Consider the following 24149-nt stretch of genomic DNA (forward strand, 5'->3'; position numbering starts at 1 on the left):
CAACAACGCAGAGCGCATTACGGCTTGGCGACAAAACCAATCGCTTCGTAAACGGCTTTCAGCGTAACAGACGCGCGGGCGCTGGCTTTTTCCGCACCGTCTTTCATCACTTTCTGCAGGAAAGCTTCATCGTTACGGAAACGGTGATAACGCTCCTGAAGCTCGGTCAGCATGCCAGAAACGGCCTCTGCGACTTCACCTTTCAGATGACCATACATTTTGCCTTCGAAATGCTGTTCAAGCTCCGGAATACTCTGACCAGTGACGGCAGAGAGGATATCCAGCAGGTTGGAAACACCCGCTTTGTTCTGCACGTCGTAGCGCACAACCGGCGGCTCTTCGGAGTCGGTCATCGCACGTTTGATTTTCTTAACCACCGATTTCGGATCTTCAAGCAGGCCGATCACGTTGTTGCGGTTGTCATCCGACTTGGACATTTTCTTCGTCGGCTCCAGCAGCGACATTACGCGCGCGCCGGATTTAGGTATAAACGGCTCAGGCACTTTGAAGATGTCGCCATACAGGGCGTTGAAGCGCTGGGCGATATCACGGCTCAGTTCCAGGTGCTGTTTCTGATCTTCGCCAACCGGTACCTGGTTGGTCTGATACAGCAGGATGTCTGCCGCCATCAGCACCGGATAATCAAACAGACCGGCGTTGATGTTCTCCGCATAGCGTGCGGATTTGTCTTTAAACTGGGTCATACGGCTCAGTTCACCGAAGTAGGTATAGCAGTTCAGCGCCCAACCTAATTGTGCATGTTCCGGTACGTGAGACTGGACGAAAATGGTGCTTTTTTCAGGATCGATACCGCATGCCAGATACAGCGCCAGCGTATCCAGCGTAGCTTTACGCAGTTGCTGAGCATCCTGACGGACGGTGATGGCATGTTGGTCAACGATGCAGTAGATGCAATGGTAGTCATCCTGCATGCTCACCCACTGACGCAGCGCACCCATATAGTTGCCAATGGTCAATTCACCTGAGGGCTGTGCGCCACTAAAAACGATGGGCTTAGTCATTTTTTGATTCCTGATTTTCGCTATGCGGAAGCCCGAGAGCGGGCAATAGTTCATTAATACGGTCGTAAATAACGTCGGGCTGGCTCAGCGCGATCGGCTCACCGTAGTTGTAGCCATAGGTCAGACCAACGGACGGACAGCCAGCAGCTTTTGCCGCATGGATATCATTGCGCGAATCCCCTACAAAGAGCATTTGCTCAGGCTTGATGCCTAGCTTGCTTGCCACCAGCAGCAGCGGATCCGGATGCGGTTTTTTATTCTGCACGTCGTCACCACCAATGACCACGCTAAAATATTTGGCGATATCTAACGCCTCGAGCAATGGCGCAACAAACGGGGTCGGTTTATTGGTCACCAGACCTAGCGGCAAACCTTTGGCATGCAGCGCACCCAGCGTGTCGGCAACATCAGGGAACAGGAATGTCCCCTCTTCTGCGACATCGCCGTAGTATCTGTCGAACAGCTTACGCAAAATACGCACCTGTTCCTCGGCGGGGATTTCATCATCAACGGGCGGTTTACCCATCGTTTTACGTAATGTTGCGCGCTCCTGACGAGACCACGCCAGCGCACGCTCCATCAGTACATCTGCACCGTTACCAATCCAGGTGATAACACGTTCTTCACCGGCAACCGGCAATTCCAGCGCATACAGCGCCATATCCACCGCAGCGGCTAATCCCGGCGCGCTGTCGACCAGCGTGCCGTCGAGGTCAAATGCAGCGCCCCGAATATCCTGAAACTTATCCATGACTTACCTTCGCCAGTTCATTGCGCATTTCATCAATGACTTTTTTGTAGTCTGGTTGGTCGAAAATGGCAGAGCCTGCGACAAACATATCTGCACCCGCTGCCGCGATTTCACCAATGTTGTTTACCTTGACGCCGCCATCCACTTCCAGACGGATATCATAGCCAGATTCATCAATGCGGCGACGCACTTCGCGCAGCTTATCCAGCGTTTGTGGGATGAAGGACTGCCCGCCAAAGCCTGGGTTAACGGACATCAGCAGGATCACATCGAGCTTATCCATAACGTAGTCCAGATAGCTCAGCGGCGTTGCCGGGTTGAATACCAGACCCGCTTTACAGCCATGTTCTTTGATCAGCTGTAAAGTGCGATCGACATGCTCAGAGGCTTCAGGGTGAAATGTAATGATGCTGGCACCAGCGGCGGCGAAGTCCGGGACAATACGATCGACCGGTTTCACCATCAGATGAACATCAATCGGAGCGGTGATGCCATATTTACGCAGCGATTTCAGTACCATCGGGCCGATGGTCAGGTTCGGTACGTAGTGATTGTCCATGACGTCGAAGTGCACGACGTCGGCACCGGCAGTCAGTGCTCTCGCGGTGTCCTCACCCAGGCGGGCAAAATCAGCCGACAGAATTGAGGGGGCGATCAAATACTGTTTCATCCGCTTCTCCTTGAGAATTATTTCTTCGCAGGCGTTACAACTCCTGGTTTATACAGTGCCAGCAGTTCATTCACCTTTTTACGCGTGCCGCCATTGCTGCTAATGCTGCGCCGCACTTTGACCTGAAAATGTTTCGCCGCGCTGTACCACTGGCGGGTATCGGGCGTGTCATGGTTCGAAATTAACACCGGGATCTGCTTACTGACCAGCTTTTCTGCCATCTCGGCCAGATGCGCCTGCTCTTTCGGGCTAAAGCTGTTGGTATGATACGCGGTGAAATTTGCCGTCGCCGAAAGCGGTGCATAAGGCGGGTCACAATAGACCACAGAGTTGGTATCCGCACGGTCCATGCACTCCTCATAGGAGAGGCAATGGAACTCCGCATGCTGTGCTTTCTCAGCAAAATGGTACAACTCGGCTTCCGGGAAGTAAGGTTTTTTATAACGACCAAACGGTACATTAAACTCGCCACGCAGGTTATAACGGCACAATCCGTTGTAACCAAAGCGGTTCAGATACAAGAACAGCACTGCACGGCGGAACGGATCCTGGCTGGCATTAAATTCGTCTCTGAACTGATAGTACACCTCAGCCTGATTGGTTTCAGGCATAAACAGCTCACGCGAAGCATGCACATACTCATCGGTGCGCGTCTTCACGATGTTATAGAGACTGATGAGGTCGCTGTTGATATCGGCAAGAATATAACGAGAAAAGTCGGTGTTGAGAAACACCGACCCAGCACCCACGAAGGGTTCAATCAGGCACTCACCCTGAGGTAAATGCCGTTTGATATCATCAAGCAGGGGGTACTTTCCCCCTGCCCATTTCAAAAAAGCGCGATTTTTTTTCATGCTGACTAACTAATTACACCTTCTCCGGCTGTGGAGAAAGCTCCGACAGCATCCTGCGCTTTAGTCTTTGTCCCGCAATTGGGCGAAACAGCAAACCATTGCAGAACATATCCTATCTTACTTCAAATCGGCCTGAACCTGGTGCAGCGGTTTTGCCCACGGGTTTTTCGCCTGAATATCGGCGGGTAACGTAGACACTGCACGTTTCGCATCTTCTTTAGACGCGTACACGCCCGTCACCAGAACATACCACGGTTGACCGTTACGCGTCGTCTGATACACCACGTAGTTCTTCAGGTTCTCTTTCTTCGCCCAACCGTTCAGGTTGTCGTAGTTAGAAGAACTGCTGAGCTGCAGCGTGTAATGACTGGACGGCGCAGATTTTAACGCTCCGACATTTCCTGCACTTTTCGCTCCGCCAGCAACCGGTGTAGACGTTGTTGCCGTCGCGGTTGGCGCAGGCGTTGTAGTTGCAGTCGCTTTCGGCTCAGCAGTCGCCTTCGGTGTAGCGGTAACCACAGGTGCTTTGGTTGTGGTCGTCGGCGCTGTTGCGGTTGGTTTTGCCTGAGCAACAGGTTTCGGCTCCGTCTGCGTCGCTTTCACCGTAGTTTGCGGTTTGCTCTTCGGCTCAATTACGGCCTGTTTACGTTCCTGATGCGTAGCTGCAGGACGTTCAGCAGTTTCCGTTTTTGCAGTCTGGCGGGCAGCATTACCATTGCGCATCGGCGCAACGGTCGCAGGCTCGGTTGGCAGCGTTGAGTTAACCACAACGTTGTTAACCTGCTCCTGACCTTGCGGTTGCGTCAGAGCGTTGTTCAGGTCGCCCTGCACTTCAACACGCTGCTGGCCTTCACTTGCCGCAGGTGCCTGACCTTGAGTCGGGGTAGAGGAAATCGGCGGCAGAGAAACATCCTGCTGGGTATTACCAGCGGTCTGCTCAGCGCCCGTTGCAGGCGTAGTCGTACTCGCCTGATCCGTCGCGTTGCTGCCAGAAAGATCGATGCTTTTCTCACCAGATGCGGTTTGCTCACTGGAAGAGGATGAGGGGGCTTTCAGCGCAGAACCGATACCGATGATCAGCAGCAGCAGCACCAGAACACCGACACCCATCATCATATACTGACGAGAGGCTGGTTTGCTGGCGGCTTTCTTACGCTTGCGCGGACGACGTTCTACACGCTCTTCATCCACGTCATCTTCATCAGATTCATACTCTTCTTCAATGTCCCGCTCTTCTTCACGCTCTTTACGTGCGCGCGCTGGACGGCGATCGTCAGCGTCCAGATCAACATCATCAAAATTGATTTGCGGCTCATTATCGCGTTCAGACGATTGACGAGAACGACCAGTACGACGATCGCTGGGATCGGGTTTCAGCTCGTCTTCTGGTTTGAATTCATCCATTTAACACCCCACTCAAAGGCTAATGCTTACGACTTTGCACATAACCTGAAGCTAAAAGACCTACGTTTCGCAACGTAAGCCAGACCTTTCTTGTTGTTACGCCTGCTGGCAATCAGCAATAGCGTTAAGAACCACCTCGTGCGACACTCCGCCGCGCACTTCACTCTTCCCTATTGCCCGCGGAAGCACTAAACGAATCTCTCCCGCTAACACTTTTTTATCTCGCAGCATGTGCGGCAAATAAGCCTCGGTAGACATTTCACGCGGTCCATTAACCGGTAAGCCCGCTCGCTGCAGCAGCGTAATAATGCGCTGTGTATCTGCGGAGGTAAACTGCCCAAGGCGTTCTGACGTACGAGCAGCCATTACCATACCTGCTGCGACTGCTTCACCATGTAACCAATTGCCATAACCCATTTCAGCTTCGATCGCATGGCCAAACGTGTGTCCCAGATTCAGTAAAGCACGTAAGCCCATTTCGCGCTCGTCTGCTGCGACAACTTCTGCTTTCAGCTCACAACAACGACGAATACAGTACGCCATCGCCGGACCATCCAGACGCAGTAACGCATCCAGATTGTCTTCCAGCCAGCTGAAAAATTCACCGTCAAGAATGATGCCGTATTTGATCACTTCCGCCAGCCCCGATGCCAGCTCACGCGCAGGAAGCGTTTTCAGACAATCGAGATCCACCACCACGGAGGCTGGTTGGTAAAACGCGCCAATCATGTTTTTACCGAGGGGATGGTTTACGGCGGTTTTGCCGCCAACGGAAGAGTCGACCTGCGACAACAGAGTTGTCGGGACTTGAATAAAACGAACACCACGCTGATAGCTGGCCGCCGCAAAACCGGTCAGATCGCCAATCACGCCGCCGCCAAGTGCGACTAACGTGGTATCACGACCGTGCGGTTTTTGCAGTAATGCGGTGAAAACCGTATCCAGAACCGTCAGGCTTTTATACTGCTCGCCATCGGGAAGGATAACGCTATCAACGTTAACACCCGCCTGTTCAAGTACGCCGCGAACCTTATCGAGATAAAGGGGAGCCAGGGTTTCGTTGGTCACCAACATAACCTGATCGCCCGATTTCAGCGGTAAGAATGAAGCTGGCTCATTGAACAAACCAGCCGCGATGGTGATAGGGTAACTACGTTCCCCGAGAGTGACTGTGATCCTCTCCATTACGCGACATCCACCTTAGTTACTTGTACCCGCAGACGAGTGTGTATTCAGCCAGAATTAGTTGCTTTCCAACATATGAATAATCTGGTTTGCTACGACTTTTGCGCTCTGATCGTCGGTGCGAATGGTCACGTCAGCAATCTCTTCGTACAGAGGATTGCGTTCGTCAGCCAACGCTTCCAGAACTTCACGAGGCGGTGATTCTACCTGCAGCAGCGGGCGTTTCTTGTCACGTTGAGTACGCGCAAGTTGTTTTTCAATTGTCGTTTCAAGATAGACCACGACGCCACGCGCGGAAAGACGGTTACGTGTTTCACGTGATTTTACAGAGCCACCGCCAGTTGCCAGCACAATACCCTGTTTTTCCGTCAACTCGTTGATGACTTTTTCTTCGCGATCACGGAAGCCGTCTTCACCTTCTACATCGAAGACCCAGCCCACATCAGCTCCGGTTCGTTTCTCAATCTCTTGATCAGAATCGTAAAATTCCATATTGAGTTGTTGAGCTAACTGGCGCCCAATAGTGCTTTTTCCGGCACCCATAGGCCCAACCAGAAAGATATTGCGTTTCTCTGCCATTTTTTCGGTACTACTAAGACTATTCGTTAATGGTAAACCCGCTTCGCAGACACCAAGCGCAGCAGGACATGAACTGAAACCTCATAAGATATTGCGAGAGTCAGACTGAAAATTATCTCAATACTCAAGCGGGTTTGGCAACTGAATAAATCACCAAACCTTACGCATTTCTGGTCGTGGCAGGCATGCTACCCAGCAAACATCAGACCTGACGACGTATCGCGCAGCCAAATGACACCAAATAAGCCTATGACACACCACCAGAAAGGCAAAGTGTATTCACTGCCGCATAAGTAAAGAAAAGTACCGACGCTCAAATCGGTACTCCTTGTATGCTAAATACACCCGCACGTCAAATCCCTGAAACGTGTTCAGTGCAAAAACAACGGTTTTTCATGCATAAGTTATTGCGTTGAAACCAGTCTGGGCGTAATAAAAACCACTAATTCGCGCCGTTCGTCTTCTTTACCATCATGGCGAAAGAAAGAGCCAAGCCAGGGAATATCGCCTAATAGCGGTACGCTGTCGGCTGCGGATTTATTCTTATGTGAAAAAATCCCGCCCAGCGCAATCGTCTCGCCACTTTTTACCTCGACCTGGGTTTCAATCTCCTGCTTATCAATAGCCAGTACCTCGCCATCCGCCTGCTGCAGCACCTGCCCGGGAACGTTCTGGCTGATATGCAGTTTCAGTCTGATTCGCCCTTTCTGCAACACAGTGGGCATTACCTCCATCCCCAACACGGCTTCCTTAAACTCGACGGATGTTGCGCCGCTTTCACCGCTGGAGACCTGATACGGGATCTCGCTACCCTGCTTAATACTGGCAGGTTGCAGGTGAGAAGCCAGTAAGCGTGGACTGGCGATGATATCCAACTGCTGTTTTTGTTCCAGCGCAGACAGCTCCAGCTCCAGTAAACGTGCGTTAATACGGCCAATGTTAAATCCCACACGAGATGTGGCAGCGGATACAGAGAGATCGCTGGCAAGCGTTGTGACGTTCCCCACCGCCCCCGGCTGCTGTGCGTCAGCCAGCGACCACTTAACCCCCAACTCACGCAAACTTTTTTCATTAATCGTGACGATATGCGCCGCCAGTTCAACCTGGGCAACCGGCAGATCCATTTGCGACACCCACTTTTCGAGTGCGTTGAGCGCAACGCTATTATCACGTAGCAGTAAGCGGTTGGTTCGTTTATCCACCGTCATGCTGCCCTTAGCGCTGAGCAGCTTTTCTCCGGCCTTGGCCAGCTCAGAGGCATCGGCATATTGCAAAATAATGCTGCGCTGCTCCAGCGGCAAACTGGCCTGAATCCGCGCCTGTTCATTGTCCTGGCGAGCCGCATTCTCACTCTGCCATTGAACAGAATGCACATGCAGAATATTGCCCTCCTGGCGTAATACCAGCCCGGCGCTTTTCACCACCGTTTGTAATGCCTGTTTCCAGGGGACATCCGTCAAATGCAGCGACAGCACACCGCTGACATCCGGCGAGACCACCAGGTTTTTCTGCTCCTGTTCAGCCAGCGCCTGTAGCACTTGTGCAACCGGCACGTCATCAACCACCAGCGTCACGTTTTGTGGTTTCGCCGCCAGCACGTTTGTTTTCCCGACTGCCAGCGCGAAGACTATCCACACTATCCATCGCTTCATTTACCGCTCCTTGTCGTTGCCACTGCCACCGCGGCGGCTCGCAGTTCTTCCCTGTGTCGAGGGTTACGCTCTCGGCCGTTATCTGTGTAATCGTCCAACCGTTTTTCAGGACGTCATTTCGCTCAACCCGTCGCCATTTATTCTGACTATCCTGAACGATGCCGATAAATCGCGCGCCCTGGTTCACCATCCCCTGGTAGCGCCATGTCGGCAGCTCGACAATTTGACAACGGTCCTCCGGCGGCAGGAAGGGATTACGCATACCGGTGAGCATCAGTACGCTTATGCCTGCCAACAGCCAACGTTCAACCGTCATTCAGGCGCTCCAGTTGTAGCGTTAGCAGCAGTTCCGTGCCTTCTGCGCTCAGCGAAAACCGGTTGACGTTCATCCCCTGCTCCGCCAGTTGGACAAACATCGGCGGGATGCCATCCCACTCTGGCTTCAGCGTCATCTCTCCGCCCAGTGCAGAGGGCTGCCAGTGGAGGAGACGTACAAGAGGCGTCTGAAACCGCAGCGGAGAGAACGCAGCCAGCGTCTCTTCAGGTTCTTCTGGTGATGCCACCAGCAGATATAAATTTCGCCATTGTGCCTGAACGACCGTACGTTGCTGGCTTAGCGCCTCTTGTTGCATAACCCGTTGCTGCCTGGTGGCGCTTAGGCATTGCAAGACGGCGATAATCAGACTCAGCATCCAGCCGCACCAGCAGACAAGCCGAAAGCGCGGCGACTGCGCTAACCAGCGATCACAGAGCGTTATCATGCGCACCGCTCCGCGTCAGTCGATAGTGGAATTGCCAGCGCCCCTGCGCATCCTGCTGCGTTTCGCCAGGGCTGCCCAATCTAAACATCGGCTGCTGGCGTAATTGCGCTTCCAGTGCCTTCAGTGCGGCAAAGTTCAGCGTGTTTCCCGTCAGTTCCAGCGTCTCCTGCTGCCAGGTGATTTTTGTTAGCCACGCCTGCTCCGGCAGTAATTCCGCTAGCCGTTGCAAAACCTGCTGCCAGCTTCGGGTCTGCGCACGTTGCTTATTGCGCGCCTGAATCTGTTGTCGTTGTTGCTGGCGCTGCTGTATACGCGGTTTTAGCGCCATTAAGGCCTCAGCCCGCGTTTTTTCTGCGTCTGCCAGCAGTAATTCTGTCCGGTTTTCTACGGTAATAACGCTTTGATAGCGTAACAACACGCCAATGCTGAGCAGTAGCGAAGCGCTAAACAAAACACACCAGAAGCGCAGGCAAACGCGACGTTGCGTCTGACGCCAGGGCAGAAGATTGATGGTCGCTATCATCAGCACGCGCCTCCCATAGCGAGTCCCAGAGCAATCGCGAAGCGATGGGCTGGCGTTGGAATTGGCGGCTGACGCACGGACACCACGCTTAAAGGATCGAAGCCGTCGGGAGCGCATAGCGCAATGGCTGTCGTGGTTAGAGATAATGTCGCGGCAAGCTCGTCAATGCTGCCAATATCGCCCGTTGATTTTCGTCCCCATGCCGAACGGGTCGCCCATAGCCACTGGGCGTCATCACGCCATGCCAGACACTGTTGATGTTCGGGCAGGTACGACATAAATCGCTGTAATGCGCTGGCATCCGGCGTAATCGCCGTAACTTGTACCTTCAACCTTTGGATAAGCGTCAGAAGCGCTGAAATCTCTTTGCTTTGCGCGGCGGTGACGTTAAACGCCGGGCTCAACGTGTCTTCGCTATAATCAAAATGCAGTGCGTCCGGCGCCATATCCAGCTCTCGCGCCATCGAGCCGGACAACCATGCGGTTTGCTCTGGCTCGCGCAACGTCATGTCCGGACGAGGGTACTTTTTTTGTAACGTCCTGTTGGCGGGAAAGGAGAGATGAATATGGTGTCGGCGTGGAAGTTCCCGGCTCCACGGCAGCAGCGCTGCGACAAGCTGTTCAGGCTCGCGAATGTGGCCATCGACGATAACCTGAGGCGCCAGCGGTATACGCCACCAGCGCTGGAGAAACCAGCCGGATGCGTCGTGAACAGCGGCGACAGCCAGCGCTTCATGTTGCTGAATATGCAGTCCAATTTTCCAGATATTGAAAGCCATTGCTGATGATCTCCTTATCACCCGTTGCTTTAACGGGTATATCAATGCGTCTGGCTTGCCTTTATACTACCGCGCGTTTGTTTATAAACTGCCCAAATGCCACTAAATGGGAAATCTCCAGTGAAGTTCGTAAAGTATTTATTAATCCTTGCAGTATGTTGCATCCTGCTGGGAGCAGGCTCGATTTATGGCCTCTATCGCTATATTGAGCCGCAATTACCTGACGTCGCGACGCTCAAAGATGTGCGTTTACAGATCCCGATGCAGGTTTACAGCGCCGACGGCGAGCTGATCGCGCAATATGGCGAAAAACGTCGAATCCCGGTCACGCTGGATCAGATGCCGCCGGTAATGGTTAAAGCCTTTATCGCCACAGAAGACAGTCGCTTTTATGAGCACCATGGGGTAGACCCGGTGGGGATCTTCCGTGCGGCTAGCGTCGCGTTGTTCTCCGGCCACGCATCGCAAGGGGCGAGTACCATCACCCAACAGTTGGCGAGAAACTTCTTCCTGAGCCCGGAACGTACGCTGATGCGTAAGATCAAGGAAGTGTTCCTGGCGATCCGCATTGAACAACTGCTGAGTAAAGATGAGATCCTCGAACTGTATCTGAACAAGATCTACCTGGGGTATCGCGCCTATGGCGTGGGTGCTGCCGCGCAGGTTTATTTCGGTAAGACCGTTGATCAGCTCAGCTTAAGTGAAATTGCGGTGATTGCCGGTCTGCCAAAAGCGCCGTCAACCTTCAACCCCCTCTATTCGATGGACAGAGCAACCGCGCGACGTAACGTCGTGCTGTCGCGTATGCTGAGCGAAAACTACATCACGCAGGCCCAGTACGATCAGGCACGCGGCGAGGCCATTGACGCCAACTACCACGCGCCGGAAATTGCCTTCTCCGCGCCGTATCTGTCTGAGATGGTGCGCCAGGAGATGTATAACCGTTATGGCGAAAAAGCCTATGAAGACGGGTATCGCATTACCACCACCATTACGCGCAAAGTACAGCAAGCGGCTCAGCAGGCGGTACGTAACAACGTGATGGATTACGACATGCGCCACGGCTACCGCGGCCCGTCGAACGTGTTGTGGAAAGTGGGCGAAAGCAGTTGGGACAGCAAGAAGATCACCGATACGCTGAAAGCGCTGCCGACTTATGGTCCCCTGCTGCCGGCGATTGTTACCAGCGCCAATCCGCAGGAAGCCATCGCCGCTCTGGCGGATGGTACCTCCGTATCATTACGAATGGATGGCATGCGCTGGGCGCGTCCTTACCGCTCGGATACCCAGCAAGGCCCAACGCCGCGTAAAGTGACCGACGTGGTACAGACCGGCCAGCAAATCTGGGTACGCCAGGTTGGCGATGCCTGGTGGCTGGCGCAAGTGCCGGACGTTAACTCCGCTCTGGTCTCCATCAATCCGCAAAACGGAGCGGTGCTGGCACTGGTTGGTGGTTTTGACTTCAACCAGAGCAAGTTTAACCGTGCAACCCAGGCGTTACGCCAGGTGGGTTCCAATATCAAACCTTTCCTGTATACCGCCGCGATGGATAAAGGCCTGACGCTGGCGAGCATGCTCAACGACGTACCGATCTCCCGCTGGGATGCCGGTGCCGGTTCCGACTGGCAGCCGAAGAACTCACCGCCGCAGTATGCTGGTCCTATCCGCTTACGTCAGGGGCTGGGCCAGTCGAAAAACGTGGTGATGGTACGCGCCATGCGCGCCATGGGCGTGGATTACGCGGCAGAGTATCTGCAACGTTTCGGCTTCCCGGCACAGAACATTGTGCACACCGAATCGCTGGCGCTGGGTTCGGCCTCATTCACGCCGTTGCAGGTGGCGCGAGGTTACGCGGTGATGTCTAACGGCGGCTTCCTGGTCGATCCGTATTTCATCAGCAAAATCGAAAGCGATATGGGCGGCGTTATCTTCGAAGCGAAACCGAAAATCGCCTGTCCGGAATGCGATATTCCGGTGATTTACGGCGATACCCAAAAATCTAACGTACTGGAAAACAGTAACGTAGAAGATGTCGCCGTTTCGCAGGAACAGCAGAATGCCGCCGTGCCTATGCCACAGCTTGAGCAGGCCAACCAGGCGCTGGTCGCGCAAAGCGGAACGCAGGAGTATGCCCCACACGTGATCAACACGCCGCTGGCCTTCCTGATTAAAAGCGCGCTGAACACCAACATCTTTGGTGAACCAGGCTGGATGGGAACCGGTTGGCGCGCAGGTCGTGATTTACAGCGTCATGATATCGGCGGGAAAACCGGGACCACCAACAGCTCTAAAGATGCGTGGTTCTCCGGTTACGGACCAGGGGTGGTGACGTCAGTATGGATCGGCTTTGATGACCATCGCCGTAACCTTGGTCACACGACAGCCTCCGGGGCGATCAAAGACCAAATCTCCGGCTACGAAGGTGGCGCGAAGAGTGCGCAGCCTGCATGGGACGCCTACATGAAGTCCGTGCTGGAAGGCGTGCCTGAACAGCCGCTGACGCCGCCGCCGGGTATCGTGACGGTCAATATCGATCGCAGCACAGGTCAACTGGCAAGCGGTGGCAACAGCCGCGCAGAGTACTTCATTGAAGGCACTCAGCCGACGCAACAGGCGGTGCATGAGGTGGGGACAACCATTATTGATAATGGTGAGACGCACGAGTTGTTCTAATCTTTTGCCGGATGACGCTTCGCTTATCCGGCCTACATTTTCGGCGCAATTATTTAATATTGCTGGATGTTGTAGGCCCGGATAAGGCGTCAGCCGCCATCTGGCAACATAAACTACAATCGCCCTTGCCCTTTCAGCCATTCGCGAACGAGGAACAGCGCACTGACATTACGCGCTTCGTGAAAATCAGGATCTTCCAGCAGGTCCATTAAATGCGCCAGCGGCCAGCGCACCTGCGGTAATGGCTCAGGCTCATCGCCCTCCAGCGATTCAGAATATAAGTCCTCAGCCACCACGATGTTCATCTTGCTGGAGAAGTAAGATGGCGCCATGCTGAGTTTCTTTAAAAACGTCAGATCTTTTGCACCAAACCCCACCTCTTCTTTCAGTTCCCGATTCGCCGCCTCAAATACGCTTTCGCCAGGATCGATTAACCCTTTGGAAAACCCCAGCTCATAAGATTCGGTCCCAACCGCATATTCACGGATGAGGATCAGGTGGTCGTCCACAATCGGCACAATCATTACCGCTTCACGCGTGGATGGGCGCATACGTTCATAAACGCGACGTACGCCATTGCTGAACTCAAGGTCCACGCTTTCGACTTTAAACAGTCGGGATTGGGCGACGGTTTCCACTTTCAAAATCGTGGGTTTCTGTAATGATTTGCTCATTGTGAGGATCTTTGCTGTGAAATCTGGGGTTATTGTGCGATATACCGCACGGTTTCGGCAATGTGAATTGCCGTTTATTTACATTTATGTAACGTACTAAAAGTTAATCCCTATTTCAAATTAAAAGTCAATAGGTTGAAATAACTCCAGGAATTTGCTGATATTCCATTTTTAGTGATTTTGCTATGATTCGCATTTACTGGGCTGTACTTAAAGATGCTCAAGTTCGACTCCACACTTGCCGATAGCCAACCACAGAATCACGAATATTGAACAGGGTGCGACTGACCACGCCTGACAGACTAAGTAAGATGGGGAAAGCATGAGCACCATTCTAATTTTTTTAGCTGCTTTGCTGGCCTGCTCATTGCTTGCAGGATGGCTACTCAGAACGAAATCCAGGCGGAAAAATTTGCCCTTGAGCAACGTCTTCTCAGACGCCTCAAAGCGTAAACTCACGCCTGAAGAGCGCAGTGCAGTCGAAAACTATCTCGAAAGCCTTAGTCAAATTCAGCAGGTCCCGGGTCCAACGGGCGCCAGCTCCGCGCCGGTATCATTAACGCTGAACGCCCAAAGTAATAGCGTCATCGTGCTTACGCACGCGATTACACGTTACGGTATTACTACCGACGATCCTAACAAATGGCGTTACTATCTTGATTCCGTTGAGGTACATCTTCCCCCTTTCTGGGAACAATACATCAATGACGAAAACAGCGTCGAGCTAATCCACACCAATACGTTGCCGTTGGTTATTTCTCTGAACGGCCATACGCTGCAGGAATATATGCAGGAAGCGCGTGGCTATGCGCTACAGCATACCGCCTCTACCCAGGCGTCCATTCGCGGTGAAGAAAGCGAGCAGATTGAACTGCTGAATATTCGCCAGGAAACCCATGAAGAATACGCTCTCAGCCGCCCGTCGGGATTGCGCGAAGCGCTGCTGATTGCCGCATCATTCCTGCTGTTCTTTTTATGTTTGGTAATCCCGGATACGTTTGCTCCGTGGGCCGTTGGTGGTGCAGTACTGCTGCTGGCAGCGGGTCTGTGGGGACTGTTCGCCCCGCCGTCTAAAACCGCCCTGCGTGAAATTCATTGTCTGCGTGGTACGCCGCGTCGCTGGGGGCTGTTTGGTGAAAACGACCAGGAGCAAATTAATAATATCTCGCTAGGTATTATTGATCTGATTTATCCCCCGCACTGGCAGCCTTACATCGCACAAGATCTTGGCCAGCAAACGGATATCGATATTTATCTCGATCGCCACGTTGTCCGCCAGGGGCGTTTTTTATCCCTGCATGATGAAGTGAAAAACTTCCCGTTACAGCACTGGCTACGCAACGCTGTTATCGCGGGCGGCTCGTTGCTGGTACTGCTGATGCTGCTGTTTTGGATCCCACTGGATATGCCGATAAAGCTCACGCTTTCATGGATGAAAGGCGCGCAAACTATCGAAGCAACCAGCGTTAAACAGCTCGAAAACGCGGGGGTTCGCGTGGGTGACACGCTGCACCTGAGCGGTACAGGTATGTGTAACATTCATACCCAGGGGAGCTGGAATGCGCAGCCTGCCACCCCGTTTATGCCTTTCGATTGCACGCAAATTATCTGGAATGACGCCCGCGCATTGCCGCTGCCTGAGTCTGACCTGGTGAGTAAAGCTACTGCGCTCACGCAGGCCGTGAACCGCCAACTGCATCCCAAAGCTGATGATGACTCTCGCGTCAGCGCATCGCTACGCTCGGCAATCCAAAAGTCCGGCATGGTGTTACTGGACGATTTTGGCGAGATTGTCCTGAAAACGGCCGATCTGTGTGCGGCCAAAGATGAATGTGTACGCTTAAAAAATGCGCTGGTAAACCTTGGTAACAGTAAAGACTGGACGGCGCTGGTGAAACGGGCGAACGCAGGCAAACTGGATGGCGTGAACGTGCTGCTGCGTCCGGTAAGCGCAGAGTCGCTGGATAATCTGGTGAATACCTCTACGGCGCCGTTTATTTCACGCGAGACAGCGCGAGCGGCCCAGGCGCTGAATAGCCCTGCCCCCGGCGGTTTCCTGATTATCAGCGACGAAGGCAGCGATCTGGTCGATCAGCCGTGGCCGACAACCTCGCTATATGACTATCCGCCACAGGAACAGTGGAACGCCTTCCAGCGCCTGGCGCAGATGCTGATGCAGACGCCGTTTCGCGCGGAGGGGATCGTCACCAATATTTCGACTGACGCCAATGGCACCCAGCATATTGGCCTGCACCGTATCCCGGACCGCTCTGGATTATGGCGCTACCTTGGCACAACGCTGCTGATGTTCTCCATGCTCGGATGCGCTATCTACAACAGCATACAAGCATTCAGACGCTACCAGCGTCACCGCACCCGCATCGCGGAAATTCAGAGCTACTACGAAAGTTGCCTGAATCCAACGCTGATTGACGACCCGGAAAGCCTGATTCGATAACACGCTCGCGCGACAGGATATGCTACTCTGTCGCGCATCATGTTTTCTTCTGGGGGGTTTCCATGCATATCAATATTGCCTGGCAGGATGTCGACACCGTGTTGTTAGATATGGACGGCACGCTGCTCGACCTGGCATTCGATAACTATTTCTGGCAAAAACTGGTGCCGGAAACTTACGGCGCGAAGCAGGGTATTTCTCCCCAGGAAGCCCAGGACTATATTCGTCAGCAGTATCATGCCGTGCAGCATACGCTAAACTGGTACTGCCTGGATTACTGGAGCGAGTGTCTGGATTTGGATATTTGCGCCATGACTACGGAACAGGGACCGCGCGCCGTTTTGCGTGAAGATACCGTACCGTTTCTTGATGCCTTGAAAGCCAGCGGCAAGCGCCGTATTTTGCTCACCAACGCGCATCCACATAACCTGGCAGTGAAGCTTGAGCATACCGGTCTGGCCTCACACCTTGATTTATTACTTTCCACCCACACATTTGGTTATCCCAAAGAGGATCAGCGGTTATGGCACGCTGTGGCTGAAGAAACGGGAATGAGTGCAGAGAAGACACTGTTTATTGACGACAGCGAACCCATTCTCGACGCCGCTGCCCTGTACGGTATTCGTTACTGCCTCGGCGTGACCAATCCCGACTCTGGCATTGCGGAAAAACAGTACGCACGCCATCCGTCACTGAATGACTACCGCCGACTGATCCCCTCACTGATGTGAAGGAGACGCCATGAAAGAAAAGCCCTCTGCTGAAGTCAGGCTGGATAAATGGCTGTGGGCAGCACGCTTTTACAAAACGCGTGCGTTAGCCCGCGAAATGGTTGAAGGCGGCAAGGTGCATTACAACGGCCAGCGCAGTAAGCCGAGCAAGATTGTCGAGCTGAACGCCACCCTCACCCTGCGCCAGGGAAATGACGAACGAACGGTCATTATCAAGGCTATTACCGAGCAGCGTCGCCCGGCCACGGAAGCCGTTACGCTGTATGAAGAAACCGCGGAAAGCGTGGCAAAACGCGAAAAAGTGGCGCTGGCGCGTAAACTTAACGCGTTAACCATGCCGCACCCGGACAGGCGACCGGACAAGAAAGAGCGCCGCGACCTGTTACGATTTAAACATGGCGACAGCGAGTGACTGTCACCTGCAAGAGAGATGATTATGCCGCAACATGACCAATTACATCGTTATCTGTTTGAAAATTTTGCCGTGCGCGGCGAGCTGGTGACCGTTTCGGAAACCCTGCAACAGATCCTCGAAAATCATACTTACCCGCAGCCGGTCAAAAACGTGCTGGCTGAACTGCTGGTCGCCACCAGCCTGCTCACCGCCACGCTGAAGTTTGCCGGTGATATCACCGTACAGCTGCAGGGCGATGGTCCGCTAAGCCTGGCCGTCATTAACGGCAACAACAATCAGCAGATGCGCGGCGTGGCCCGCGTTCAGGGCGATATTCCTGAAGGCGCTGATCTGAAAACGCTGGTGGGCAATGGCTACCTGGTGATCACCATTACGCCAGAAGAAGGCGAGCGCTATCAGGGCGTGGTTGGTCTGGAAGGTGACACGCTGGCCGCCTGTCTGGAAGATTACTTCATGCGTTCTGAACAGCTGCCGACACGTCTGTTTATCCGTACTGGCGACGTCGATGGTAAACCCGCCGCGGGCGGAATGCTGCTGCAGGTAATGCCGGCGCAAAACGCGCAGGCAGATGATTTCGATCACCTGACCGCCCTGACCGAAACCATCAAAACCGAAGAGCTGTTAACGCTGCCGGCCAACGAAGTGCTGTGGCGCTTGTACCACGAAGAAGAGGTCACCCTCTACGATCCGCAGGACGTTGAGTTCAAATGCACCTGTTCACGCGAACGCTGCGCTGGCGCACTGAAAACGCTGCCGGACGAAGAAGTGGACAGCATTCTGGCGGAAGAAGGCGAGATCGATATGCACTGCGATTACTGCGGTAGCCACTATCTGTTTAACGCCATGGACATTGCTGAGATCCGCAGCAACGCGTCCCCGGCAGACCCGCAAGTACATTAATCACCGTCTTGCGTGATGGCGCTTATCTGGCCTACGGAAAACTATTGTAGGCCGGATAAGGCATTCGCGTCGCCATCCGGCAAAACGCTATCGGCAACAAGATCACTCGTTGTAATAATTCATCTGCAATCGGGTGCCATCAATAGTGATATCCCGCCAGATTCTGGGGGCTGAAGCCAGTTGATGGTTCGCCACCGCCTGCAGTAATTTATCCTTATTGAATCCTTCAGGAAGCTCGGCAACCGCTAACAGATCCCATTTATTTTCCCGCAAACCAAAAACCAGACTCACCCCATCGCCAAAGGCATACAGCACCTGTTCAGGCTTACCATCCGCATTGAGGTCCTGATCGACCAGCACGCATGCGTTCTTCTCAACGCAGGAGGTAATACGGTAGCTCTGCCCTTTGACATACGTCCAGAAGGTCTCATCAGGTTGCTTGCTACCCGGCGCAATCGTCACTTTCGGCGCTAACTGAGTGGCTGTCAGACCCTGAATGGGATCGCGACTTCCTTGCAGCAGAGAATTCAAGTCGCGTCGGCGCTTACTGTCCTGATTAAACGCCACATCTTTTTGTAATGCCTCCAACGCAGCACGTCCCGGTTTTCCGCTGCGATCCAACATATACAGGCTGACCTGATCCGGCTTAATTTTCCCGCTGTGATACCGCCCCATATGGCTGTTGACGCTGATGCGCCAGGCATCAATAACCGGTGACGACAGCAGAATCAACAGCCCCAACGCCAGTAACGAAACACAAAGAATCACCTGCCCCTGAAACGCAAGCGGATTCCGACCATGGCGTAAAATGCTCGCCAGATAACCAAACGCCCAGACCAGCAGCACGCAGACCACCAGCACACCATGTAAACGCTCGGGCGTCCAACCGTACTGCTGAATTCGCACCCACAACGCCCAACCGGCAATCAGCATATAGATGGGCGCGACAACCAGAGAACATTTGATCAGGTAGCGCAACGCGCCAGGATAAGGAAGCGCCTCTTTTTGCGGCTCACGCACGATAGCCATCAACAACAGCAGGAGCAGCGTCAGCGTTGACATCAACCCACCCGCAGACACCCGCTGCGAGATAGCCTCCAGTCCGGTGAAAGGCAAGGTCAGCATAAACATCAGCGCCAGCAAAGCGACCAGGGGCAGCAGGCCAGTGGCGATAAACGTCAGCAGCTTTTGTACTGCGACGACCAGACGCGACTGCGTGCGGGCTAACACGACCGCCAGAGCCGTGATCAATCCTACCGCAACATACACAAACCAGTCGGTTTCAAAGAACAGCGTTTTAAAAAAGGTAATCCCGACCAGCTCAAACATCTCACTCCACAGCAGGAGTACCAGCCAGAACAAGCCATTAGAAATAAAGACGATCAGTAACGTCAGCGCGTTAAGCCACAAGCTCGTATAAAACTGCGCATGGCGCGTCTGCTGACGGGATGCCTGGAGCGAGTACTGAATCCACGGCAAAGCCAGCATCGCCATCAGCAGTAAACGCCAGCCGTAGAGCATAAAAATATCATTTTGCCGCCACCTGTCGCTGCCCTCGATTTGCCACTTTAGCCAGACGCTCATCGCCAGCACGGCAACAAAGATCAACGCCATCCAATACCACAGCGCACGTTGTTTGAAAGAGACTACGGTGAGTAAAAGCGCCGAAGAGAGGGCAATTGTCGCGGGCATGCCGTAGAACAGCCAGCAGTCGTTATGCGGCACCAGATACGTCATCAGCAGGTAGCACAATATCCCCTGAAGCAGGCCGATGGATATCATGCCCCAGCGAGTCGTGCGTGAAAGTTCAACACTATCCATGTCGTCATCCAGAATGAAGAGAAAAGGTAATTATCGCATCAACTTCACAATTTTGAGCATTGATGGGCCGGATTCAGACCACTGCCACGGGAAGTGAATCGATATTGTTTATGTATGAGTTACGTTATTTTCTTACGTGAATGCGATTACACTCACAAGATTCCCGCCAAAAACACTCTCTATTAACGTTTTAAGAACATTTTCCACAACAAAAAAGGGTTTCCTGCCATAATATCCGCCTCTTTGTGACAGGAGTCGCAGCGCATTCGGTTACCCGTGATTTTCCCGGATGCGTAAATCTATGAGCCTTGTCGCGGTTAGCAATCCCTAAAAAACCTTACTATTCCAGGTAATACATATTGGCTAAGGAGCAGTGAAATGCGTGTGAACACCCGTTTAACCCCGCAAGATCTCAAGGCTTATGGTATCAATGACGTTCAGGATATCGTTTACAATCCAGACTACGACACGCTTTTCCAGGAGGAGCTTGATCCTTCCCTGCAAGGTTATGAGCGTGGCGTGTTAACGAACCTGGGCGCCGTTGCCGTTGATACCGGTATCTTTACCGGACGTTCGCCAAAGGATAAGTACATTGTCCGTGACGACACCACGCGTGACACGCTCTGGTGGTCAGACAAAGGTAAAGGTAAGAACGACAACAAACCGCTCTCCCCGGAAACCTGGCAGCATCTGAAAGGATTAGTCACCCAACAGCTTTCCGGCAAGCGTCTGTTTATCATTGATGCTTTCTGCGGCGCTAACGCCGATACCCGCCTTTCCGTACGCTTCATTACCGAAGTCGCCTGGCAGGCGCATTTTGTCAAAAACATGTTCATCCGCCCAAGCGACGAAGAGCTGGTTGATTTCAAACCTGATTTCATCGTGATGAACGGCGCTAAATGCACCAACCCGCAGTGGAAAGAACAGGGTCTGAACTCCGAAAACTTCGTGGCTTTCAACCTGACTGAGCGTATCCAACTGATTGGTGGTACCTGGTACGGCGGCGAAATGAAGAAAGGTATGTTCTCCGTAATGAACTACCTGCTGCCGCTGAAGGGTATTGCCTCCATGCACTGCTCGGCAAACGTCGGGGAAAAAGGTGATGTGGCGGTCTTCTTTGGCCTGTCCGGCACCGGTAAAACCACACTGTCCACCGACCCGAAACGCCGCCTGATTGGCGATGACGAACACGGCTGGGATGACGATGGCGTGTTTAACTTCGAAGGCGGTTGCTACGCGAAGACCATCAAACTGTCTAAAGATGCCGAGCCGGAAATCTACAACGCGATCCGTCGTGATGCGCTGCTGGAAAACGTCACCGTGCGCGAAGATGGTTCCATCGATTTCGATGACGGTTCCAAAACCGAAAACACCCGCGTGTCCTACCCGATTTATCACATCGAAAACATCGTTAAGCCGGTGTCAAAAGCGGGTCATGCTACCAAAGTGATCTTCCTGACCGCCGACGCGTTTGGCGTGCTGCCGCCGGTTTCTCGCCTGACGGCAGACCAAACACAGTACCATTTCCTGTCTGGCTTTACCGCCAAGCTGGCCGGTACTGAACGTGGCGTCACCGAACCAACCCCAACCTTCTCTGCCTGCTTTGGCGCAGCATTCCTGTCGCTGCACCCAACGCAGTACGCAGAAGTGCTGGTGAAACGCATGCAGGCGGCAGGTGCGCAGGCATATCTGGTTAACACCGGCTGGAACGGTACCGGCAAGCGTATCTCTATCAAAGATACCCGCGCGATTATCGATGCCATCCTGAACGGTTCGCTGGATGACGCGGAAACGTTCCGTCTGCCAATGTTTGACCTGGCTATCCCGACCGAGCTGCCGGGCGTGGACACTCGCATTCTCGATCCGCGTAATACCTACGCGTCTCCGGAGCAATGGCAGGAAAAAGCCAACGCACTGGCGAAACTGTTTATCGAGAACTTCGAGAAATACACCGACACCCCTGCGGGTGAAGCGCTGGTTAGCGCCGGACCGAAGCTGTAACGAAAAGAAAAGTGCCGGATGGCGGTTTCGCCTTATCCGGCCTACAGCAACAAAAAGGGAGGCTTTTCGCCTCCCTTTGTTATGCGTCTTTCGTGTTGCCCGGCGTACGAGTGAAGGGCACCGGAAGCCAGGCGCGAATCGACAACCCACCCCGCTCGCTGGTACCAATTTCCAGCATACCGTTATGGTTATCGATAATACGCTGCACAATCGCCAGACCCAGCCCCGTGCCGCTGGTACTACGCGCGCTGTCGCCGCGAACAAACGGCTGGAACAGGTGTTTACGCTGCTCCGGCTTGATGCCCGGACCATCATCTTCTACCTGGAACCAGGCGCGATGCTGCTCCATTCCGCTACTGACCTTAATCCAACCGTTGCCGTAGCGAGCGGCGTTAACCACCATATTGGCAACCGCACGCTTGATCGACAGCGGGTGCATCTTCACCTGAATGCTGCCCGGCAGCAGCGCTGTTTCGATTTCACGTTCATAGCCGCTTTCCGCCGCGACCACTTCACCTAACACCGAATTCAGATCCGCCATCTCCATCGGCATCTCCTGACCGGTACGCAGGTAGTCGATGAACTGCTCGATAATGGCGTTACACTCTTCGATGTCCTTATTGATGGACTCCGCGAGATAACCGTCCTCTTCGCCCATCATTTCGGTCGCCAGACGAATACGCGTCAGTGGTGTACGCAAATCGTGGCTCACGCCCGCCATTAACAACGTGCGGTCATCTGCCAACTGCTTCACACCCGCGGCCATATGGTTAAAGGCTCGGGTTACCGAGCGCACCTCTGAAGCGCCATACTCACGCAACGGCGGCGGAATGATACCTTTCCCCACCTGCAGCGCCGCATGTTCAAGATCCACTAATGGTCGGTTCTGGATACGGATAAACAGCCACGCTCCACCGATAGCCAGCAGCATAATCGCCAGCGTATAGCGGAACAGCGGTGAGAAATCACCCTGATGGATTTCGGTCAGCGGTACGCGTACCCAGATGTTGGGCGACAGCCAGGTTTTCAGCCACACAACCGGCGAGCTTTTGTTGACCTCAACGCGAACTTCCGTCGGGCCACCCAGCTGCTGCGCCATCTGATGACTTAAGAATTCATAGTGTTGCGCCCAACGCAGTCCGGCTTCTTCAGCGGCCTCGTTGGAATAGAGGGAAATACCCAGCTCACGGTAAATTTCCCGGCGGAATGCGGGCGGCACCACCAGTTGCGTACCGTCCTCCAGCTGCAGTTTATCTGTCATCAGCATACGAACTTCGTAGGCCAGGACCTTATTAAACTGCTGGAGGCTCGGCAGAATCGCGAAGTTCAGCACTACCAGGTAAGTCGTCACCAGGCTGGCAAACAGCAAGGTGACGATGAGCAATAACGTGCGGGCAAACGAACTTCGTGGCGAGAAGCGCATTCGCCTCATGCTTTAGAACCGTCCGGAACAAAGACGTAGCCCAGACCCCATACGGTCTGAATGTAGCGCGGATGCGCCGGATCTTCTTCCACCATACGACGCAGACGGGAGATCTGCACGTCGATAGAACGCTCCATCGCCGAGTATTCACGACCACGGGCCAGATTCATCAGCTTGTCGCGGGACAACGGCTCGCGCGGGTGGCTTACCAGCGCTTTCAGTACCGCAAATTCGCCGCTGGTGAGCGGCATTGGCTCATCTTCGCGGAACATTTCACGCGTACCGAGGTTCAGTTTGAACTTACCAAACGCAATGACCGCTTCTTCCTGAGAAGGCGCGCCCGGCAGTTCGTTCGCCTGGCGACGCAGTACAGCGCGAATACGCGCCAGCAGTTCACGCGGGTTAAACGGTTTCGGGATGTAATCGTCAGCGCCGATTTCCAGCCCTACGATACGGTCAACTTCTTCGCCCTTTGCGGTGACCATAATGATCGGCATCGGGTTGCTCTGGCTGCGCAGGCGACGGCAAATAGACAGGCCATCTTCTCCCGGCAGCATTAAATCCAGCACCATCAGGTGGAAGGACTCACGGGTCAGCAGACGATCCATCTGCTCAGCGTTTGCGACGCTTCGAACCTGGAAGCCCTGCTCGGTCAGATAACGCTCCAGAAGCGCACGCAAGCGCATGTCGTCATCGACCACCAGAATCTTATAGTTCTCTTGCATTGTTATTACTCCCAAAGGTTCGCAACAATTAAGTGTATATTCTTAAGAAAGCTAACGTGAGTCACCAGCGAATTCTGGTATGAATTCCAGGCTAAATTGTTACAAAGCATATTAAACAGCAGCTTAAGTATACAATGTTTCTCGCAAT

22 protein-coding genes are annotated in these 24149 nt (G+C 53.6%); 6 read left to right on the forward strand and 16 right to left on the reverse strand.

The genetic code is table 11. The features are described from left to right. Window positions 1–17: 17 nt before the first annotated feature. From trpS to E1B03_RS24450, 12 genes are all read right to left on the reverse strand, one after another. A complete protein-coding gene (trpS, locus tag E1B03_RS24395) occupies window positions 18–1022 on the reverse strand; it encodes a tryptophan--tRNA ligase (RefSeq protein ID WP_048213541.1) in 1005 nt (334 codons plus the stop codon). Then, complete coding sequence (gene gph / locus E1B03_RS24400) at window positions 1015–1773, reverse strand: phosphoglycolate phosphatase (RefSeq protein WP_133087058.1); 759 nt, start codon at window positions 1771–1773, stop codon at window positions 1015–1017. The genes trpS and gph overlap by 8 nt, the downstream gene beginning before the upstream one ends. After that, window positions 1766–2443, reverse strand: coding sequence for a ribulose-phosphate 3-epimerase (rpe, locus tag E1B03_RS24405; protein ID WP_003023561.1), 678 nt, complete (start codon window positions 2441–2443; stop codon window positions 1766–1768). Before rpe ends, gph begins: the two co-directional genes overlap by 8 nt. Before the next feature lie 17 nt (window positions 2444–2460). After that, window positions 2461–3297 carry an adenine-specific DNA-methyltransferase gene (gene dam, locus E1B03_RS24410; RefSeq protein ID WP_133087059.1) on the reverse strand — a complete coding sequence of 279 codons (837 nt, stop codon included), beginning with the start codon at window positions 3295–3297 and terminating at the stop codon, window positions 2461–2463. A 117-nt stretch (window positions 3298–3414) separates the two neighbouring features. Then, a complete protein-coding gene (damX, locus tag E1B03_RS24415; RefSeq protein ID WP_133087060.1) occupies window positions 3415–4701 on the reverse strand; it encodes a cell division protein DamX in 1287 nt (428 codons plus the stop codon). A 96-nt stretch (window positions 4702–4797) separates the two neighbouring features. Further along, window positions 4798–5886: a 3-dehydroquinate synthase gene (gene aroB / locus E1B03_RS24420; RefSeq protein WP_003827681.1), complete on the reverse strand. Its 1089-nt coding sequence runs from the start codon at window positions 5884–5886 to the stop codon at window positions 4798–4800. A gap of 57 nt (window positions 5887–5943) precedes the next feature. Continuing rightward, complete coding sequence (gene aroK, locus E1B03_RS24425; RefSeq protein ID WP_003023552.1) at window positions 5944–6465, reverse strand: shikimate kinase AroK; 522 nt, start codon at window positions 6463–6465, stop codon at window positions 5944–5946. 404 nt (window positions 6466–6869) lie between these two features. After that, window positions 6870–8117, reverse strand: coding sequence for a DNA uptake porin HofQ (hofQ, locus tag E1B03_RS24430; protein WP_133087061.1), 1248 nt, complete (start codon window positions 8115–8117; stop codon window positions 6870–6872). Continuing rightward, a complete protein-coding gene (locus E1B03_RS24435; RefSeq protein ID WP_103769590.1) occupies window positions 8023–8433 on the reverse strand; it encodes a HofP DNA utilization family protein in 411 nt (136 codons plus the stop codon). Before E1B03_RS24435 ends, hofQ begins: the two co-directional genes overlap by 95 nt. Next, entirely contained in the window at window positions 8423–8878 is a 456-nt protein-coding gene (locus E1B03_RS24440; RefSeq protein ID WP_133087062.1) for a HofO family protein, read from the reverse strand. The genes E1B03_RS24435 and E1B03_RS24440 overlap by 11 nt, the downstream gene beginning before the upstream one ends. After that, the gene (locus E1B03_RS24445; RefSeq protein WP_103769588.1) at window positions 8862–9401 is read right to left on the reverse strand and encodes a PilN domain-containing protein; all 540 of its coding nucleotides are present in this window, start codon (window positions 9399–9401) and stop codon (window positions 8862–8864) included. Before E1B03_RS24445 ends, E1B03_RS24440 begins: the two co-directional genes overlap by 17 nt. After that, window positions 9401–10180, reverse strand: a complete 780-nt coding sequence (locus tag E1B03_RS24450) for a type IV pilus biogenesis protein PilM (protein WP_103769587.1) — start codon at window positions 10178–10180, stop codon at window positions 9401–9403. The genes E1B03_RS24445 and E1B03_RS24450 overlap by 1 nt, the downstream gene beginning before the upstream one ends. 120 nt (window positions 10181–10300) lie before the next feature. Here E1B03_RS24450 and mrcA point away from each other — a divergent pair, with 120 nt between their 5' ends. Further along, window positions 10301–12853, forward strand: coding sequence for a peptidoglycan glycosyltransferase/peptidoglycan DD-transpeptidase MrcA (mrcA, locus tag E1B03_RS24455; protein WP_165955340.1), 2553 nt, complete (start codon window positions 10301–10303; stop codon window positions 12851–12853). Between the two features lie 113 nt (window positions 12854–12966). Here mrcA and nudE read toward each other — a convergent pair whose 3' ends face one another. Further along, a complete protein-coding gene (gene nudE / locus E1B03_RS24460) occupies window positions 12967–13527 on the reverse strand; it encodes an ADP compounds hydrolase NudE (protein ID WP_165955341.1) in 561 nt (186 codons plus the stop codon). 322 nt (window positions 13528–13849) lie between these two features. On the opposite strand from nudE, the gene igaA reads away from it, so the two are divergent. From igaA to hslO, 4 genes are all read left to right on the forward strand, one after another. Next, a complete protein-coding gene (gene igaA, locus E1B03_RS24465) occupies window positions 13850–15985 on the forward strand; it encodes an intracellular growth attenuator protein IgaA (RefSeq protein WP_103769586.1) in 2136 nt (711 codons plus the stop codon). Window positions 15986–16047: 62 nt separating this feature from the next. Continuing rightward, the gene (yrfG, locus tag E1B03_RS24470; RefSeq protein WP_003023533.1) at window positions 16048–16716 is read left to right on the forward strand and encodes a GMP/IMP nucleotidase; all 669 of its coding nucleotides are present in this window, start codon (window positions 16048–16050) and stop codon (window positions 16714–16716) included. A gap of 10 nt (window positions 16717–16726) precedes the next feature. Next, window positions 16727–17128: a ribosome-associated heat shock protein Hsp15 gene (gene hslR, locus E1B03_RS24475; protein ID WP_103769585.1), complete on the forward strand. Its 402-nt coding sequence runs from the start codon at window positions 16727–16729 to the stop codon at window positions 17126–17128. A 24-nt stretch (window positions 17129–17152) separates the two neighbouring features. Beyond that, window positions 17153–18031 carry an Hsp33 family molecular chaperone HslO gene (gene hslO / locus E1B03_RS24480; RefSeq protein ID WP_103769633.1) on the forward strand — a complete coding sequence of 293 codons (879 nt, stop codon included), beginning with the start codon at window positions 17153–17155 and terminating at the stop codon, window positions 18029–18031. A gap of 102 nt (window positions 18032–18133) precedes the next feature. On the opposite strand, the gene E1B03_RS24485 is transcribed toward hslO, so the two are convergent. Then, window positions 18134–19852 carry a DUF4153 domain-containing protein gene (locus E1B03_RS24485; RefSeq protein ID WP_133087065.1) on the reverse strand — a complete coding sequence of 573 codons (1719 nt, stop codon included), beginning with the start codon at window positions 19850–19852 and terminating at the stop codon, window positions 18134–18136. Window positions 19853–20230: 378 nt separating this feature from the next. On the opposite strand from E1B03_RS24485, the gene pckA reads away from it, so the two are divergent. Then, entirely contained in the window at window positions 20231–21853 is a 1623-nt protein-coding gene (pckA, locus tag E1B03_RS24490; protein ID WP_103769583.1) for a phosphoenolpyruvate carboxykinase (ATP), read from the forward strand. Between the two features lie 79 nt (window positions 21854–21932). On the opposite strand, the gene envZ is transcribed toward pckA, so the two are convergent. Both envZ and ompR read right to left on the reverse strand, forming a co-directional pair. Continuing rightward, window positions 21933–23285: a two-component system sensor histidine kinase EnvZ gene (envZ, locus tag E1B03_RS24495; RefSeq protein WP_103769582.1), complete on the reverse strand. Its 1353-nt coding sequence runs from the start codon at window positions 23283–23285 to the stop codon at window positions 21933–21935. Next, a complete protein-coding gene (ompR, locus tag E1B03_RS24500) occupies window positions 23282–24001 on the reverse strand; it encodes an osmolarity response regulator transcription factor OmpR (RefSeq protein ID WP_001157751.1) in 720 nt (239 codons plus the stop codon). The genes envZ and ompR overlap by 4 nt, the downstream gene beginning before the upstream one ends. Between the last annotated feature and the right edge of the window lie 148 nt (window positions 24002–24149).

The organism is Citrobacter arsenatis, from assembly GCF_004353845.1.
Classification (GTDB): Bacteria; Pseudomonadota; Gammaproteobacteria; order Enterobacterales; family Enterobacteriaceae; genus Citrobacter; species Citrobacter arsenatis.